This window comes from Leptospira bourretii (genome assembly GCF_004770145.1).
Taxonomy (GTDB): domain Bacteria; phylum Spirochaetota; class Leptospiria; order Leptospirales; family Leptospiraceae; genus Leptospira_A; species Leptospira_A bourretii.
This window is the reverse complement of the sequence record NZ_RQFW01000015.1, coordinates 35,887-52,442: the sequence shown is the minus strand read 5'-3', so window position 1 is coordinate 52,442 and position 16,556 is coordinate 35,887. Positions and strand designations below refer to the sequence as shown.

The following is a 16,556-nucleotide window of genomic DNA, read 5'->3' as shown; positions in this document are numbered from 1 at the left end:
ATGGTGGAATCGAACGTAAATCAAAGTCAGTCCTCCCAGGCTCGGGCAAAGGAACACCTAAGGCGTCCCAAAGAACCAATCCTGATCATTGAGGATAAAAAAGAAAACCAAGTCCTACTAGAAGCCATCTGCAAGCGGATTGGTATGGACGCAGATGTAGCCGAAGATGGGAAGATAGCCCTTGAGATGGCTGCAAAACGCCCATATAGTCTATATTTGGTGGATTTAATGATGCCCGTTTTGGACGGAAAATCATTCATCCGTGAACAAAAAAAATTAGAACCAAATGCCGTTTTTATGATTCAAACCGCCATCGACCAAATCGATGAAATCATAGAAATCATGAAAATGGGCGTGTATGATTATCTTTTAAAGCCTCTCCATGTCGAAATTGTTGCTGATCGTTTAGAAAAAGCATTAGAATACGTCTACTTAAAGCGAATGGAATCACTTCTCGTTGATGAAGAATCAAAAGAATTAAAGAGCCAATTGGAATGGCTAAATTACAAAGAATCACATAGAAAAACCAATGAGGTAAATTCGGAACTACACTCGATTTTAAATTTAAAAACTACTTTGATGCAAGGTTCAGGCCTTGGTGCCATCTCAACAATCATTGATTCCATCCAACAAATGAAAGTGGATCTTGGCAAAGATTATTCAATCAACAAAGAGTTTTGGGATCTTTTGTATGAAAATCACGAACACAATATTGCTATGATGAGTGGATTAGATTTGGCTGTAGACCTAATCCAAAACAATACAAATTTAGTGAGAACAAAAAGTGAAGATCTACTTGGTTTACTACCCTCTCTTGTCGAAACATTTCGAGATGAAATTATCGAACGTGAATTAAAGGTAAACTTACCAGTTGTAAAACAATCTGTTTTCCTTGACCTTGATTTAGAATCAATGAAAGTGGCCATTCATGAAATATTTACCAATGGGCTTAAATATTCCAAAAGAAAATCTCATTTTGATGTTTTTGTTACCTTTGTGGATGGTTACTTTTGTCTCTCAGCTAAAAACAACATCATCGATGATGAATATGCCAAACAACTGGCTCAGTCTGAAAAAAAACTGATCGAACCTTTTTTCAGAATCCACCCACCCGTTGAAAGTTTTTATTCAAAAGAAAAATTCAGTTTGGGATTGGGGTTAACTATGGTTGATTTTATCCTACATAGACACAATGGAATGTTTTTCATTCGAAATGCCATCGACCATACTACGGAAGTCAAAGCAGACTGCATCATTGCAGAAGTATTTTTACCAATCCAAAACGACAAATAAGGAAACAAACCATGAATAGAAAGATTTTGATCATCGATGACTCAGCAGTATTCAGAAAGATTATCTCTGTACATCTAAAGAATGCAAACTTCGATCTTATTGAAGCAGGTGATGGATTAGAAGGTTTAAAACAATTAGAAGCGAACGAAGTGGATTTGATCGTTTCAGATATGAATATGCCAAACATGGATGGGATAAGTTTTATCAAAAAAGTGAAAGAGAATCCGAAATACAAATTCACTCCCATCATCATGTTAACAACAGAATCCCAACCAGAAAAAAAACAACAAGGGATGGATGCTGGTGCCAAAGCATGGTTAACTAAACCATTTTCCCCAGAAGAATTGTTGGATACAATCTCCAAACTAGTAACGTAAAATGGAACCCGTCCAAAACCTGAAAAAAACAAACATAGGCTTTGATATCACTTGGGAAGGGTATTTAACTGTACCCTTTGTTAAGGATTGGAAAATACTATCAGAAGTTTGGACAAGCGCAAAAGGACAAGTATATTTATTGGACTTAAGTGGAATTCAACGAGTGGATTCAGCAGGGATTCAATTCTTAATGTATCTTAAAACTTTAAGTCTAAAAAATCACTTTTCCCTAAAATTAGAAAACCACTCACTACCTGTTTTGAAAGTTTTAGACCTATTGGGACTCGTTAGTTTTTTTGGTGATCGAGTGAAGGTAAAAAAAGAACACTCGAACGAAGTAGAATTTAGATATGGTACGAGGAAAACCAACTAATGGATTTAACAGAGGTTATAGATGCCTATTTAGTTGAATCCGATGAATTCCTTCGGGATATGGAGGCAATTCTCTTACGTACGGAAACATCTACCCCTAGTGATGAAGATTTGAATGCCATCTTTCGAGCGGTTCATACAATCAAAGGGACAGCAGGAATGTTTGGATTTGAATCCACAGTGAAGTTTACCCATGTTGTGGAAAACCTACTAGATCGATTGCGTTCTCATGAAATCAAATTCCAAGCTGAATTAACGGAAATTCTACTCAAAGCAAAAGACCACCTTTCCTATTTAGTCGCAGAAGAAACCAAAGGCAAAATCCCAGAGTCAAAAATCATGCAGGGAAATTCAATTTTGGATTTAATGAAACCCTTCCAAGGTTCTGAAATTGTTACCGCAGAAGAAAAACAAAACCAGAATGAAAACGAAATTGTTTTAGATAAAAAATCGAAACATTTGGTTTCTGCAGAAAATCAAACTCAAACCATCCAAAATCATAAGGATTCAATCCCTGGATATCTGATTTCATTTCGACCCAACCGTAACGTTTTTTCCCAAGGATTAGATCCTATCTCGTTTATTGGATATTTAAAAAAAATCGGGAAAATTCAATCGGTGAAAATCATTTCAGAAACCATTCCAAACACTATGGATTTTGATCCAGAATCTTGTTACTTGGGCTTTGAAATCCACTTGGATTCTGACGCCGGTTTGGATGCGGTTAGAAAAGTTTTTAACTTTATTGAAGCCGATTCTTTTTTACACATTCTTCCTCCTGATGCGAATATTGAAGATTTAGCAGACCTATCCTTCCAACTCCCAGAAGAAGAAATTTTACTTGGAAACATTTGGAGAGAAATCCAAATATTAACAGATGCTAGTCTTATTGATTATTTTGAAGAACTAAAAAAAAGAAAAACAGGGATCAGCACGAACTCAGAAGAAAATCCATCTTCCCCTCTTTCCAACTTATCTTCAGATGAGTTACGCGAAGATAAAACGCCCACCAATCAAAAACAAGACCAAAATAAATCAGCAACCATCAAGGTAGATTCAAAACGAATTGATAAATTGATCAATCGTGTGGGAGAACTTGTAGTTTCCTGTGCAAATATGAATCAACTCATTGGTTCCATAGAAGATTCCAACTTACAAGAGTCGTCTATGCTTGCGATGCGTCTTCTAAACGAAGTAAGAGAAATTTCGTTAAAACTAAGGATGGTTCCAATCGGAGATACCTTCCAGAAATATACAAGGACTGTTCGCGATTTAGGGAAAGAACTTGGAAAGGATATCAAACTTATCACCGAAGGAAACGAAACGGAACTCGACCGCAATATTGTTGATAAGTTAGGTGACCCACTCACACACTTAGTTAGAAACGCTTGTGACCACGGATTAGAAACTTCCGCAGAAAGGGAAAAAAAAGGAAAACCAAAGCAAGGTATCATCAAACTAAATGCCTTCCATGAAGCAGGAAGTGTTGTGATAGAAATCACTGATGACGGAAACGGAATTCAAAAAGAAAAGGTTTGGCAAAAGGGAATTGATAAAGGCCTTGTGTCTGGGCCACTACCCGATTCGGAAGATGAAATTTTTAAACTTCTTTTTCATCCTGGCCTATCAACAGCCTCACAAATCACCAATGTTTCCGGAAGAGGTGTGGGACTTGATGTAGTTTTACAAAATATTGAATCCCTCAGAGGTTCCATAACCGTAAAATCCACACCAAACCAAGGAAGTCGATTTATCATTCGGCTCCCACTCACACTTGCCATCATCGATGGATTTTTGGTAGAGGTTGGGAAAAACCAATTCATCATACCGATGGATATGGTATTAGAATGTTTACATTTTACAGATGATAACAAAGTAGATTCCAATCAATTCTTTGCCCTTCGAGGAAATTTAATTCCATTTCTTCGTCTGAAAGATTATTACCCGTGTGAATCGAGTGGAGAAAACTCCAGAGAAAATATCGTCATTGTTAGAAATGGAGAAAAAAAAGCAGGAATCGTAGTAGAACGACTTCTGGGCGAATACCAAACAGTCATCAAACCAATGGGATCCGTATTTCGCCATGTAAAAGGTGTTAGTGGGTCAAGCATTCTCGGAGATGGGAACGTGGCCTTGATCATTGACATCCCGTCCCTATTTGAAAGAACCATTGCAGTAGAAAACGAAAGATTATATAAATGAAGAGGATGATATGAAAAATATAAAGATAAGCACTAAGCTAATAGGCTTTTTTCTTACAGGTCTAATTTTTGTAATTTGGACTTCTGCTTATTCTTGGGGAATACTTACAGATGTAAGTCATTCGGAAGAAACAACACGGATTCATCTGCAAAAAACGGAAAACCTAACATCCATTTGGAACCTAAGTCAATCAATCCAATCCGATCTCTTCACTGTTCTCCAGTCGCAAGAAGTTGACAAAACCTATGTTGCCAAAATTAAATATGACTTAGAAAAACTGAATTCAGCTTGGGAACAAATTGTATCTCTTCCAAAATCTTCAGAAGAATCGACAATCATAAAAACAACTATCTCCCAAAAGGATGATTATTTAAACATAATAAAATCCTATGTTAACGAACCAGAGGATCTCACAAAAAAAGAAAATTTAAAGTCAAATCTTTCGGAATATTGGAAACCCTACTCTAGTTCTATCTCCAAATGGAATTCCCAACTCACAAAAGAAAGTATTTCAGAAATTTCAAAAGGTATGGTGACTCCAAAGGAAAAACTATTCCCGGTTTATATCTCAGGAATTATTTTTCTTCTCATCACTGCTAGCCTGCTATTTTTACTACTCAAACAAGTTGGGAAACCACTAAGAGATGCAATTCAGATCAAAACAGCCTTAGATTGCGTCTCTACAAACGTTATGATTGCCGACTTAGATTTGAAAGTTGTCTACATGAACAAATCAATTCACAATATGTTTGACAAATCGGAAGCAGACATCAAAACCCAAATTCGAAATTTTTCACTCAAAGATCTAATGGGAAGTAATATTGATAGTTACCATAAAGACCCAAGTCACCAACGTAGGCTTCTTGGAACCTTCACATCCGAACACAAAACTAGTATTAAAATAGGAAACAGAGAGTTTAATTTAATTGCTAACCCTATCATTACAAATTCTGGCGAACGTTTGGGCAGTGTAGTGGAATGGGCGGATGTTACGGAAGCCAATGCGAATTCGAAAGCCATTGAAAGATCACAAGCAACCATTGAATTCAGTATGGATGGAACGATCACAACAGCAAATGAAAAGTTCCTCAATTTAATGGATTACAGTCTAACTGAAATCAAAGGCCAACACCATAGAATTTTCCTCGAGTCACAAGAAGCGAATTCTGAAGCCTATCGCCAATTTTGGGCCGCTCTCAATCGAGGGGAATACCAATCATCCGAATTCAAACGGCTTGGGAAAAATGGAAAAGAAATTTGGTTACAAGCCACTTACACACCAATTCTTGATGCGAATGGTCGACCATACAAAGTCATTAAATTTGCTACCGATATCACAGAAAACAAAAAACTAGTAAGAGAATTTATTGGCCAAATCGAAGCAATTAACAAAGCACAAGCGACAATTGAATTCAACATGGACGGAACAATCATCACTGCAAATGATATCTTTTTAAAAACAATGGGTTATGGATTACAAGAAATTGTGGGCAAACACCATAGAATGTTTGTGGAACCAGCTATGGTCAACTCAGAAGAATACAGACAGTTCTGGGCAGCGCTCAACCGAAGCGAATACCAAACAGCTGAATACCGAAGGATAGGAAAAGATGGAAAAGCAGTTTGGTTGCAAGCCACCTACAATCCAATTCTTGATTTGAACGGAAAACCATATAAGGTCATTAAATTTGCCACCGACATCACAGAACAAAAGAATCTTGCAATCGAAACGGCACGTATTGTAGATGATCTCGTTGTTGGACTCTCTGCATTAGAAAAAGGTGATCTCACACAATTGATCACTAGCGAATACGAGGGAGGATTTGCTAAACTTAGAGATTCTTTCAATAATACCTCTAAAAAATTAGTTGATATCATCAACGATGTAAGAACAAACACTGATGCGCTTGTCAACGCTGCAGACGAAGTGGCATCCACTGCCAGTACACTCTCCCAAGGTGCCAGTGAACAAGCAGCTTCTGTAGAAGAAACATCAGCTTCCTTGGAAGAGATGGGAGCCTCCATTGACCAAAATGCTGAAAATGCAAAACAGACAGATACCATTGCCACAAAATCTGCTAGAGATGCAAAACAAGGTGGAGAAGCAGTCAGAAATACAGTCTCCGCAATGAAAGAGATTGCAGATAAAATTTCCATTATTGAAGACATTGCTTACCAAACCAACTTACTTGCATTAAATGCTGCAATCGAAGCAGCAAGAGCAGGAGAACATGGAAAAGGCTTTGCAGTTGTAGCCTCAGAAGTGAGAAAATTGGCAGAACGGTCACAAAAATCGGCCAATGAAATTGGAAGTTTAGCTGGAAGTTCTGTTCAAATTGCAGAGTCTGCAGGAAAACTCATTGAAGAAATTGTTCCAGCCATCAATAAAACAGCAGACCTTGTGCAAGAAATTACGGCAGCAAGTCAGGAACAATCTTCCGGAGTGAATGAAGTGAATAAAGCCATGGGTCAACTAGACCAGGTTTCCCAACAATCAGCAAGTGCATCGGAAGAACTCGCAGCCATTGCGGAGGAGTTACAAGCACAAGCAGAGAAACTACTTTCTTCTATTAGTTTTTTCAAATTGGGAAAACAATCAACACTCCAATCTGCCTTAGATTCAAAACACTCAAAACCAATGTCCAAAACTGCCACTCGACTACAAACACCAAACCCAAGAAAGGTGGACTCGTCAGATGATAATAACAAGTTCCAAAAATATTAAAAGATTAAAGTAGGATATCGATATGCAGGAACTTCAATACCTAACTTTTTTAATTTCGGAAGAACTCTTTGGGCTAGGAATTTTATATATCAAAGAGATCATTGAATTCGAATCTGTGACCCATGTGCCGATGATGCCAGAGTATATACCTGGTGTCATTAACCTAAGGGGGAATGTGGTTCCCGTGATAGATCTCAATATGAGATTTTATAGAAAAAAAACCGAAACCAACCGTAAAACTTGTATCATCATTACTGAAATCAAACTGGAAAATGAAATCATTGATGTTGGTTTACTAGTGGATGCAGTCAACGAAGTGGTAGATATTACGCCAGAGTCCATTGAAGAACCACCTAGTTTTGGTTCAAAAATCCGTTTGGATTTTATCCAAGGCCTAGGAAAATTAGAGAATAAATTTGTCATTATCCTAAAAGTAAACCAAATTCTGGAGCTTTCGGAGTTACAATCCATCCAAGAATCATCGTCCAATGTTGTGTGATGGATTCACCAAATGTAGTAACTGACCGGTTTCTAAACCCTGGAGAAATTTTCTTCGGAGGACCCGAATTTAGAGTGAGAACCTTACTTGGTTCTTGTGTTTCCATTGTCTTGTGGCATCCGGACAAACACATCGGGGGAATGTGTCATTACCTACTTCCAAGCCAAACGGATCAACATCTCGAAAAAACTCATAAATATGGAACCGATGCTATTTTGTTTTTTTTGACAGAAATAAAAAAACACCACACAAAACCTAACGAATTTTATGCAAAAATCTTCGGAGGATCCAATATGTTTTTACATGAAGAAAGGGAAATACTAAAGGACAATTCCACTTCGAACGTGGGTTCACGAAATGCTGAATTTGCAAAAAAGATTTTAAAGGAAAATGAAATTAAAATCATTTCCGAAGATACAGGCGGAACTTTATCCAGAAAAATATATTTTACTGTCTGGGACGGCGAAGTTTGGGTAGAGAAAAAATAAATTTATGAAAAAAATCAAGGTGTTTGTAATCGATGATTCAGCTGTCGTAAGACAAGTGTTAACTGAAATATTCAAATCGGATCCAACCTTTGAATTTCTGGGCAGTGCCTCCGATCCGATTTTTGCTATGGACAAAATGAATAGTCATTGGCCCGACGTGATTGTATTAGATATCGAAATGCCAAGGATGGACGGACTGTCTTTCTTGAAAAAAATTATGACAGAACGACCCACTCCTGTTGTGATTTGTTCCACTTTAACGACAGAAGGTTCCGACACAGCATTGATTGCCATGAGCTTAGGTGCCTGCGAAATCATCACAAAACCAAAAATTGGATTAAAAGATTTTTTACATGAATCCACAATAGAATTGACCGATGCAGTGATTGCAGCTGCATCCGTTTCCTTAAAAGCTCTACCCAATCCAAAAGAAAGAAAAGAATTTTCAATCAAAACGGAAAAAAACCAAGATATTTCTCAGCTACAAGCCACAGAAAAAATTGTCGCCATTGGAACTTCCACAGGAGGAACCATTGCCCTCGAAGAAGTTCTCACAAAACTCGCAAGAGACAAAACTCCAGGGATTGTGATTGTACAACACATGCCTGAAAAGTTCACTGAAACTTTTGCCAAACGATTGGATTCTATCTGCGATATTAGCGTCAGGGAAGCAAAAGATGGAGACCGAGTTGTGAGAGGGCTTGCGCTCATCGCACCAGGGAACCGCCATATGACAGTTCGGCGATCTGGCGCCCAGTATTTTGTGGATGTTGCAGATGGTCCTTTAGTGAATCGACACAAACCTTCTGTGGATGTATTATTTCGTTCTGTCGCAAGACAAGCGGGACAAAATTCCAAAGGCATCATTATGACAGGGATGGGTGATGATGGGGCATCTGGACTTTTGGAAATGAAGGAAGCTGGGGCTGATACAATTGCCCAAAATGAAGAAACATCTGTTGTTTTTGGAATGCCGAAAGAGGCAATCAAAAGAGGAGGTGTGAATCACATCCTCCCCCTCACTGAAATTTACAAAACAATTGTGGGTTACGGTTAGTTAGCCGAGACCCAATTCCTTTGTTACTTTTACTTTTCTAGAACGAATATCTTCAGGAGATTCTTCCTTTAGAATTTCATCCGGTTTGATTTTAAAGATGGGTTGTGCTTTTGTCACGATCTTTCCGTCTGAATCCACCATTAAGTTTTTCACAATGGTTCCACTGACAGGTGCCAAAATTTTGTTAAACATCTTCATCACTTCAATGATAAAGAGAGGTTGGCCCGCTTGGAAATGGTCCCCTTCATTGATGAGCATAGGAAGATTTGGTGCTTCTTTTGAGTAGAACATTCCACCCATAGGAGCCACAATTTCATCCCCAGACATTTTTGGAGGAGGGTTCAGTGTTTTGATAAACGCATCCCGTGTGTCTTTGTTTTTGAATTCATCTGGCACTACCCCATCCAAATCCGCATTCACATCCAAACCAAAGAAGTTGGATTTGATACCAATTTTTGGTAGGAGTAAAAGCGTTTCAAGACCAGCTTGGAAACCGTTATGACTTGCCACCGAAGCATTCCAAAGATCATCAGAAAGTGACTTAGATGGATTTTTACCTTTTGCAAGTGCATCCGATAGATCCTTCCAAGAACTAAGCCCTGTTCGTTTGGATAGTTCGGAATAAAATGCTTTGGCTTCGTTTAATAACGTAGCGTCATGATCCCAAATCTTTTCAGAGCTTGGCTTTTCTTCCGTTGTATCCAAATTCAAATAGTAATACAAAGAATCCAAAAATTGGATCGGGTTTTCATTGAACGCAAGATTGTTCCCATTACGAGTCCAAAGTTTTCCATCGAAATACCCAAGGAATCCACCGAGTAAATGTGGATTTGCTAGGAGACGTTCCAAAGGACGAATCACAAGGGTCATCTTTTTGTTTAGGACTTTTTTCAAATCTGGATCTGCAGCCTTGGTTTTTTCTGACCAAAGATATTCCAAATCCAAATCGTTGATGATGGATTGTAAGGAACCGATTCCAGCCAAGTAGGAAATCATAAACGCAGTGGATGGTTTGAACATCGCATCCTTACCCAAAATCCACTGGATGAGTCCATAGTGAACGAGTAAGTTGGTTTCGAGGTTTTGCCCTCTAAGTTCTGTTTTGCGAAGGATATTACCTAAAATTTCTAAGTTTTCCGTTCTTGAATTTCCATAAGAAACAAGAAGAGCCACGTTTGAGTCATAAGCTCCAGCAAGGTTGTAATGAACAAAGGCACCTGTATCGGGGTTACGAGTACAAATCCCTTGGTCATCACGAATTTCTTCAGGAAGAGCATTCGACCAGTTTTGGATGATCCCACCTGCGTGAGGTTGGAGTGCACGGTTTGTCGCATTGATCCGAACTTCTGCACCAGATACGTTTCTGACAATTCGTTCCGGCTTTGGAACTCTTGGACCGTGGATGGAAAGAACCGCCATCGCTTCCACAAGAGAGTCAATGTAGAAAAAATCATTCGGATCATTCGGGTTGGTGAACTTCATTTTGTACACCATCTCAGTCACACGGTGTTCCACCTGAATCCTTGTGTTTACTTCCATGAAGAAGAAACTATTACCTTCAACAATACATTCAAACGTAGAAACAGAATTCAAACGAATTGCCTTTCCAAACACTTCTGCTTGGTGTTCCATATCTTTTAAAGTTTGAACATCTTTGTCGAGGATGGTAGCTTTTTTGGCGTTAGAAGATCGAACAAGATCAGCTTCTTTTTGGAGTAACTCAACCGTTTGCGAAATTTCCAAAAGTTTTTGTTCGTGCATTTGCAAAGAACAATCACGACCACCAAGAGACAAGGACCATTCTCCGTTACCGATGAGCTGGATTTCGTTATGGCGTGTGTTTTCGATGTTAAGTTCAATTAAGAAGTTTCTGTTGGAACCAACGGCCGTCACTTTAGATTCCGCAAGGATTTCCATAACAGCAGCATCAATTTCTGATTTTTCACTGATGACACGTTGTCCCTTTCCACCACCACCACCGATGTATTTGAATCGGATTCGTTTGCCTGGATACTTTTTCCAAATATCTTCACAAAGGATGGAAGACTCTTTTTGTAAATCAGGGATAGAAGTGATGTCTATGGTTTTTTCATAAGAAAGTTGGAGTAAGTCTTCCGCATTGTCTTCCAATGCTTTGGAATCATTAAAAGAAAAGTTTAAGTTATTTTCTTTTGCAACTTTGAGAAGTCCATCTTTGGAATTTCCCGTTTTACGAAGTAAAGCAAGGGCAGTGATATTATCAACACCAGGAGTTACCGATACATTTAGACTTCTTGCGAGTTTTTTTGCTTCGTCTTTGGCGCCAGCACCTTTTGCCACATGGGAACTTGGTCCCATAAACGTGATCCCTGCTTTTTCAATGGCTTCAATGAATTCTGCATCTTCTGCCATAAATCCGTAACCAGCAAAGATATGAGTGTATCCATTGTCTTTGGTGATTCCAATGATTTGGTGGATGCGTTGTTCTTTCTCTTCTTTCCCAGCTCCCATATAATCGGGAACTCGGTGGATATTTTCTGGGAATCGGAAGTTACGAAGTTCCGGTGCAAGGGCCTTTGGGTAAACGATGGAGTCTTTTTCGGAAAGTAAAATTCCGTATTCCTTCACACCAATCGCATCGAAAACATCCATCGTTTCTTTACGAACAGGGCCACGGCAAACAATCAGACATTTGATCGATTCCACAGTAAAGGAACGAATCCATGCCGATTCGGATTCTTGGAACTGAATGCGTTTTAAATTCTTATCTAACATGAAAATTATTCAAACTCCCTTTGAGGACCGGACATTTCCGCCGGTTTGTATTTGGACATGAGGAAATTCAAGTTTTTCGATAATACGTTTCTTGTATAACCCGGTAAAATGATGGAGGAAACAGAACCAAGAGAAAGTGCTTCTTTTGGATTCATCAGTTCTTTTTCGTATCTTTGCCCGATTTCGAAAAGTTTTGCATCACGAGTGGCGGCTGCTTCTTTTTCACTCATTCCTTTTTTCACATTGACCAAAAATTCTTTTTGGATGGTTGTGATTTCATCTTTGTAGACGTATTCTTTTCCTGCAGGACCCATCACCGCAATCCTTGCCGTCGGAAGTGCAAACACCATCGATGCTCCCGTAAAATAGGAGTTAAATGTTGCATACGCTCCACCAAACGCGTTACGAATGATAAGAGTGAGTCTTGGAGTTCTAAGATCAATAATGGAATCCAGGAGTTTTCTACCTTCGAGAACAATCCCATTGTGTTCTTGGTCGCGTCCTGGTAAAAATCCAGTTGTATCTTCTACAAATACCATAGGGATATTGTATAAGTTACAGAATCTTACAAAACGAGTTCCTTTGCGAGAAGCTCCAATATCTATCTGACCAGAAGAGACTGCCGAGTTATTGGCAAGAAACCCCACCACGTGACCACCGATACGACCAAAAGCTGTTACAATGTTTCTTGCTCTTTGTGGTTGTAATTCAAAGAACTCACCGTGATCACAGATTTGTTGTAAGTAAAGTGTGATATCAAAAGGTGTGTTCATTCCTGTTGGGGAATTAAACGTCTTTCTAAAAAGAATGTCTTCTTCGTAAATGAACCTGTCTACTGGATCCGAAGTCGGATAGAACGGCGCAAAACTATGGTTATTGTCTGGTAAATAAGAAAGAAGACGGATGGCTGTTCGAAGCGATCCTAATTCATCGCCTGTGACTAAATCGACCACACCTGACTGGCCATGTACTTTTGGCCCACCTAAGTCTTCGGCAGAAATGTCTTCCCCAAGAACGGATTTTACCACCCCAGGTCCAGTGAGACCAAAGAAGGTTCCATCACATTGGATCATAAACGATCCTTGGCGTGGGAGGTAAGCTCCACCACCCGCATTGAAACCAAACATTAACATAACGGAAGGAACCACACCGCTGATTTTGCGAAGTGCCGTAAATGCTTCCGAATAACCGTCGAGTCCACCCACTCCCGCAGGAACATAGGCACCTGCCGAGTCGTTCATCCCGATGAGCGGGATTCCGTGGGTCCCTGCCATTTGGATGAGACGAGCGAGTTTACTTCCATTCGTGGCATCCATTGAACCCGCACGAAGGGTGAAGTCGTGTCCGTAGACTGCCACATCACGGCCTTTGATATTTAAAATTCCAGTCACAATAGAGGCACCGTCTAAGTTCGGTCCCCAGTTTTGGTAGGTGATATTTGGTTCTTCGTCAGTAAGGACTTTGATTCTCTCCCAAACCGTCATACGGTTTTTGGAGTGTTGGACGCGGATTCTATCTTCTCCGCCCCCTAGGATCGGTTTCTCAATGAGTTCCTTTCCAAGTTTGAGAGCATCATCATAAATTCCGGTTTGGGTTTCCGGAGCCTTGGATTCTTTGAACGGGTTGTTTAGGGAATACTGCTTGGTTTCCATAAGTTTTTTTCCAATGTTTTGTTTAGGATCACTTAGAAAAGTGATTTTTACTGTAGAGCAGAGTCTAAATCAGGATAAATTGTAAATAGCTGCTGCATTCCAATGATATCGAAAACTTTCTCCACTGCGGGTTGCAATCCACAGATAGAAATGCTGATTTTTTGTTCCTGGCAAAGGCGAAGTGTTGTGACGAGCAAACGTAGTCCGGCAGAAGAGATAAAGGGAACATCACTCAAATTGAAAACAACAGGTTTTCTTGCGGCATTTACGAGAGCCATCAAATCCTTTTCAATTTTATGTGTGTTGTGTACGTCCAAATTGCCTTGGACATGAACAACTACCTTGTCCCCAACCGCTTCCGAATGGATTCCAATTTTATCTTCGTTCATACAATAGTTTTCTCCAAATAGGTTATATTTTGTTTCCCGTTGAAGTCGTAGGACACTTTGTCCATCAGAGTCTCCATCAGATAAACGCCGAATCCTCCCTTCCTTTCGCCTTTTAAATTGGCCTCTACGGAAGGTTTAGGAACTTTTTTTCTATCGAAGGGTTTTCCTTCATCAATGAGTACAACTTTTAGATTGTCGCCAATCAATTCCAACTTACATTCGAAACTAGGGTGAGTTAGTTCCGTATTCTTGTAACTATGCATGACTATATTGGTCGCTGCTTCATCCAAAGATATCAGAATATCGTCGAAGGCAAAAGGTTTTGTGATTTTGCCCTCTAAATGTTCAGAAATAAAATCTCTTAAGTGAGGGATTTCATCTGGATGTGCGGGAAAAACTTTCGAAATTTCAAAGCTAGTCACTTCTGCAAATTTTAAGATCATCACAGTAAAGTCGTCATACTGTTCATCGGAACGAGAAAACTTTCGGATGTCATCGTACACAGCCTCTACGATACTTTGAGAAGACTCTAAGCGTCTTTCGATGATAAATGCAACAAATCTGTCGAGACCATACTCTTCTTCGTCTGGATTTTTTTCCTCAATGGCCCCATCCGTATAAAAAACCAAAATGTCACCAGGTTCGATTTGGATTTCGCCGCCCTGGTAATTGGTTTGGGGAACAACTCCAAGAGGAGCTCCTTTTCCTTTCAGAAGTTCAAAACTTCCATCACTACGAATCCAAATTTGGTCATTGTGTCCTGCGGACGCAAATTTTAAGGTTCTGGTTCGCCGTTGGTAGTTGACGAGAAATAATGTCACAAACATTCCCGACTGAGAATCTTCATAAATCAATTGGTTGGCGCGAAACAACAGCTCAGAAGGAGAAAGGTCAGTGGTTCTGGAAAGTGTACGAATAATGGAACTAGACATAGCCATAAATATGGCGGCTGGCAAACTTTTCCCCGATACATCTGCCACTAAAAACGAGAACTGATCTTCTCCGAAAGAATGGAAATCATAAAAATCACCTGACACTTCTTTGGCGGCAACAGACATCACCCCCAAATCAAAAAGTGGGGATTGTAACAACGAATTTGGTAAAATATTATTTTGGATTTTTCTTGTGATTTCGATTTCTTTTTCAATCGACTTCTTGGTAATGATTTCTTGGCTGAGGCGTAGGTTTTCATAGGCCTTTGCGAGTGGCGAAGAAAGAGTTTTTAACATCCGGAGGTCTGTTTCGTTAAACGAATGAGCCGATTGTTTTCCGCTGACATAAAGTGCCGCACGTAAGTTCCCTCCTCTTGGCGCAATAGGTAGGATTAGAAAGTTTTTCTTTAAAGTATAAAATTCTAATTCTAAAAAGGATTCCTCTAGTTGTGAGGAAACAACAGCCATCCTAGGATTTCCTGATTCCATGAGGCTTAAAAAAAGCCGGCTTTCTTGCATCGGAAAAAAAGATTCCCTGACAATCCCGAGTTGCCTTGCATAGACCTGAATTCGATTTTTATTTTTTTCCTCGATAATGACCATTCCCGCATCTTCGCATGACAATTCTTTGGTGAGAATGCTCAATGTTTTGGACATTAACCCCAGTTCATCATGGGATTCAAGGACTGCTTGACCCAAATCGAAAATGGATTCAAGTGTGCTTAATTTTTGTTTGAGTTCAAGGTTTGTGACATTGAGATTATCTAGTAGCCTAGTTTTTTGGATGGCAACAGCACAAGCACTAGAAAAAGACAAAAATGTATCAATATCATCCTGGCTAAAATTATTTCTGTCAATGGTGTTAATGGCCTCGATGACACCAATCACTTCATCTCCAACAATCAGTGGACTTGCCAAAATATTTCTAGTAATAAAATTAGAAGCTTTGTCTACATCCCGAAAGACACGGTTGTCATTTTGAGCATCATTGATGATCATGGGTTGTTTGGTAATCGCAACAGTTCCGGCAATCCCTTGGCCCACAGGTACTTTGATTTTTGATACCTCTTCTCTTTTTTCACCGGTGACCGTATGAAAAACAAGATATTCCTTTTTATCATCTAACAATAACAAGGAGCTGGCTTCCGTTCGAAATACTAATTTTGCGGATTCCATTACCATCACAAGAACATGTTCCAAATCGACACTGGTATTAATTAGAACAGCAACACGAATGATTTCTTCTAAAAAATACTGAAGGCGATTGTTATTGTTATGAATATTGGCGTTATCGATAAGAAGAAGAATGGACGTTGTGAGAGAATTAAAAAACTCGGGTTCTGATTCCGAAAGTACAGTGTCTTTTAATAGTGCATTTAAGTTTGCGCTAAAATAGTTGATTAAGTCCAAATCTTGTTCGGAAAAATTTTGGAAATGTTTAATTCCCTCAAGCACCAAAACTCCTAGTGCCATATCCCCTATTTCATCACCCACATAACAGGCAATATATGACTCGGATACGGGACCGTCCGAATCCTTTAAGTGAGAACCCTTTTTAATAAGAATACTTTTTCGGGTTTTAAAAACATGTTTAGCAATGGAACCTGCTGTGGATTTATCATTTATCAATCCAAACCGGCTGAGGTTTCCTCGTTGGTTTTTAAAATAAAATGCTGCTGATTTCGCCGAGACGAGTCGTTTCGCTTGACCCAGAATAAAATGATACAGGTCATCCAGTTCGGAGGAAGAAGAAAGATAGAACCCGCCTTCTTCGTTTTTTCGGATGATCGGCGGAAGAGAGCTTGGTTTCAATTGT

Annotated in this window: 12 protein-coding genes; 8 read left to right on the top strand and 4 right to left on the bottom strand. The window is 39.3% G+C overall.

The window, feature by feature from the left end; translation table 11 throughout:
* Genes EHQ47_RS09815 through EHQ47_RS09780 form a run of 8 tightly spaced genes read left to right on the top strand, consistent with a single transcriptional unit; the run spans position 1 to position 9,013 of the window.
* Positions 1-1,293 carry an ATP-binding response regulator gene (locus EHQ47_RS09815; RefSeq protein WP_135749594.1) on the top strand — a complete coding sequence of 431 codons (1,293 nt, stop codon included), beginning with the start codon at positions 1-3 and terminating at the stop codon, positions 1,291-1,293.
* Between the two features lie 11 nt (positions 1,294-1,304).
* Positions 1,305-1,670 carry a response regulator gene (locus EHQ47_RS09810; protein ID WP_020777841.1) on the top strand — a complete coding sequence of 122 codons (366 nt, stop codon included), beginning with the start codon at positions 1,305-1,307 and terminating at the stop codon, positions 1,668-1,670.
* Position 1,671: 1 nt separating this feature from the next.
* Positions 1,672-2,043 (top strand): STAS domain-containing protein, encoded by a 372-nt coding sequence (locus EHQ47_RS09805; protein ID WP_135749593.1) that lies wholly within the window; start codon positions 1,672-1,674, stop codon positions 2,041-2,043.
* Positions 2,043-4,244 carry a chemotaxis protein CheA gene (locus tag EHQ47_RS09800; protein WP_135777103.1) on the top strand — a complete coding sequence of 734 codons (2,202 nt, stop codon included), beginning with the start codon at positions 2,043-2,045 and terminating at the stop codon, positions 4,242-4,244. The genes EHQ47_RS09805 and EHQ47_RS09800 overlap by 1 nt, the downstream gene beginning before the upstream one ends.
* 10 nt (positions 4,245-4,254) lie before the next feature.
* Positions 4,255-6,969, top strand: a complete 2,715-nt coding sequence (locus EHQ47_RS09795; protein WP_135777102.1) for a methyl-accepting chemotaxis protein — start codon at positions 4,255-4,257, stop codon at positions 6,967-6,969.
* A gap of 22 nt (positions 6,970-6,991) precedes the next feature.
* On the top strand, positions 6,992-7,468 hold the full coding sequence (locus tag EHQ47_RS09790; RefSeq protein ID WP_135749590.1) for a chemotaxis protein CheW: 477 nt from the start codon (positions 6,992-6,994) through the stop codon (positions 7,466-7,468).
* Positions 7,468-7,956, top strand: coding sequence for a chemotaxis protein CheD (locus EHQ47_RS09785; RefSeq protein WP_135777101.1), 489 nt, complete (start codon positions 7,468-7,470; stop codon positions 7,954-7,956). The genes EHQ47_RS09790 and EHQ47_RS09785 overlap by 1 nt, the downstream gene beginning before the upstream one ends.
* A gap of 4 nt (positions 7,957-7,960) precedes the next feature.
* Positions 7,961-9,013 (top strand): protein-glutamate methylesterase/protein-glutamine glutaminase, encoded by a 1,053-nt coding sequence (locus tag EHQ47_RS09780; RefSeq protein WP_135777100.1) that lies wholly within the window; start codon positions 7,961-7,963, stop codon positions 9,011-9,013.
* Here EHQ47_RS09780 and EHQ47_RS09775 read toward each other — a convergent pair whose 3' ends face one another.
* The 4 genes from EHQ47_RS09775 to EHQ47_RS09760 are packed head-to-tail and all read right to left on the bottom strand — an operon-like array spanning position 9,014 to position 16,552.
* Entirely contained in the window at positions 9,014-11,767 is a 2,754-nt protein-coding gene (locus EHQ47_RS09775; protein WP_135777099.1) for an ATP-binding protein, read from the bottom strand.
* A 5-nt stretch (positions 11,768-11,772) separates the two neighbouring features.
* Positions 11,773-13,419 (bottom strand): acyl-CoA carboxylase subunit beta, encoded by a 1,647-nt coding sequence (locus EHQ47_RS09770; protein ID WP_135777098.1) that lies wholly within the window; start codon positions 13,417-13,419, stop codon positions 11,773-11,775.
* Positions 13,420-13,466: 47 nt separating this feature from the next.
* On the bottom strand, positions 13,467-13,808 hold the full coding sequence (locus EHQ47_RS09765; RefSeq protein ID WP_135749585.1) for an STAS domain-containing protein: 342 nt from the start codon (positions 13,806-13,808) through the stop codon (positions 13,467-13,469).
* Positions 13,805-16,552 carry a SpoIIE family protein phosphatase gene (locus EHQ47_RS09760; RefSeq protein ID WP_135749584.1) on the bottom strand — a complete coding sequence of 916 codons (2,748 nt, stop codon included), beginning with the start codon at positions 16,550-16,552 and terminating at the stop codon, positions 13,805-13,807. Before EHQ47_RS09760 ends, EHQ47_RS09765 begins: the two co-directional genes overlap by 4 nt.
* Positions 16,553-16,556: the final 4 nt, after the last annotated feature.

Bases quoted from the DNA above. Each gene is read 5' to 3' on its own strand.
- EHQ47_RS09815 (WP_135749594.1), top strand. From the start codon at position 1: ATGGTGGAATCGAACGTAAATCAAAGTCAGTCCTCCCAGGCTCGGGCA.
- EHQ47_RS09810 (WP_020777841.1), top strand. From the start codon at position 1,305: ATGAATAGAAAGATTTTGATCATCGATGACTCAGCAGTATTCAGAAAG.
- EHQ47_RS09805 (WP_135749593.1), top strand. From the start codon at position 1,672: ATGGAACCCGTCCAAAACCTGAAAAAAACAAACATAGGCTTTGATATC.
- EHQ47_RS09800 (WP_135777103.1), top strand. From the start codon at position 2,043: ATGGATTTAACAGAGGTTATAGATGCCTATTTAGTTGAATCCGATGAA.
- EHQ47_RS09795 (WP_135777102.1), top strand. From the start codon at position 4,255: ATGAAAAATATAAAGATAAGCACTAAGCTAATAGGCTTTTTTCTTACA.
- EHQ47_RS09790 (WP_135749590.1), top strand. From the start codon at position 6,992: ATGCAGGAACTTCAATACCTAACTTTTTTAATTTCGGAAGAACTCTTT.
- EHQ47_RS09785 (WP_135777101.1), top strand. From the start codon at position 7,468: ATGGATTCACCAAATGTAGTAACTGACCGGTTTCTAAACCCTGGAGAA.
- EHQ47_RS09780 (WP_135777100.1), top strand. From the start codon at position 7,961: ATGAAAAAAATCAAGGTGTTTGTAATCGATGATTCAGCTGTCGTAAGA.
- EHQ47_RS09775 (WP_135777099.1), bottom strand. From the start codon at position 11,767: ATGTTAGATAAGAATTTAAAACGCATTCAGTTCCAAGAATCCGAATCG.
- EHQ47_RS09770 (WP_135777098.1), bottom strand. From the start codon at position 13,419: ATGGAAACCAAGCAGTATTCCCTAAACAACCCGTTCAAAGAATCCAAG.
- EHQ47_RS09765 (WP_135749585.1), bottom strand. From the start codon at position 13,808: ATGAACGAAGATAAAATTGGAATCCATTCGGAAGCGGTTGGGGACAAG.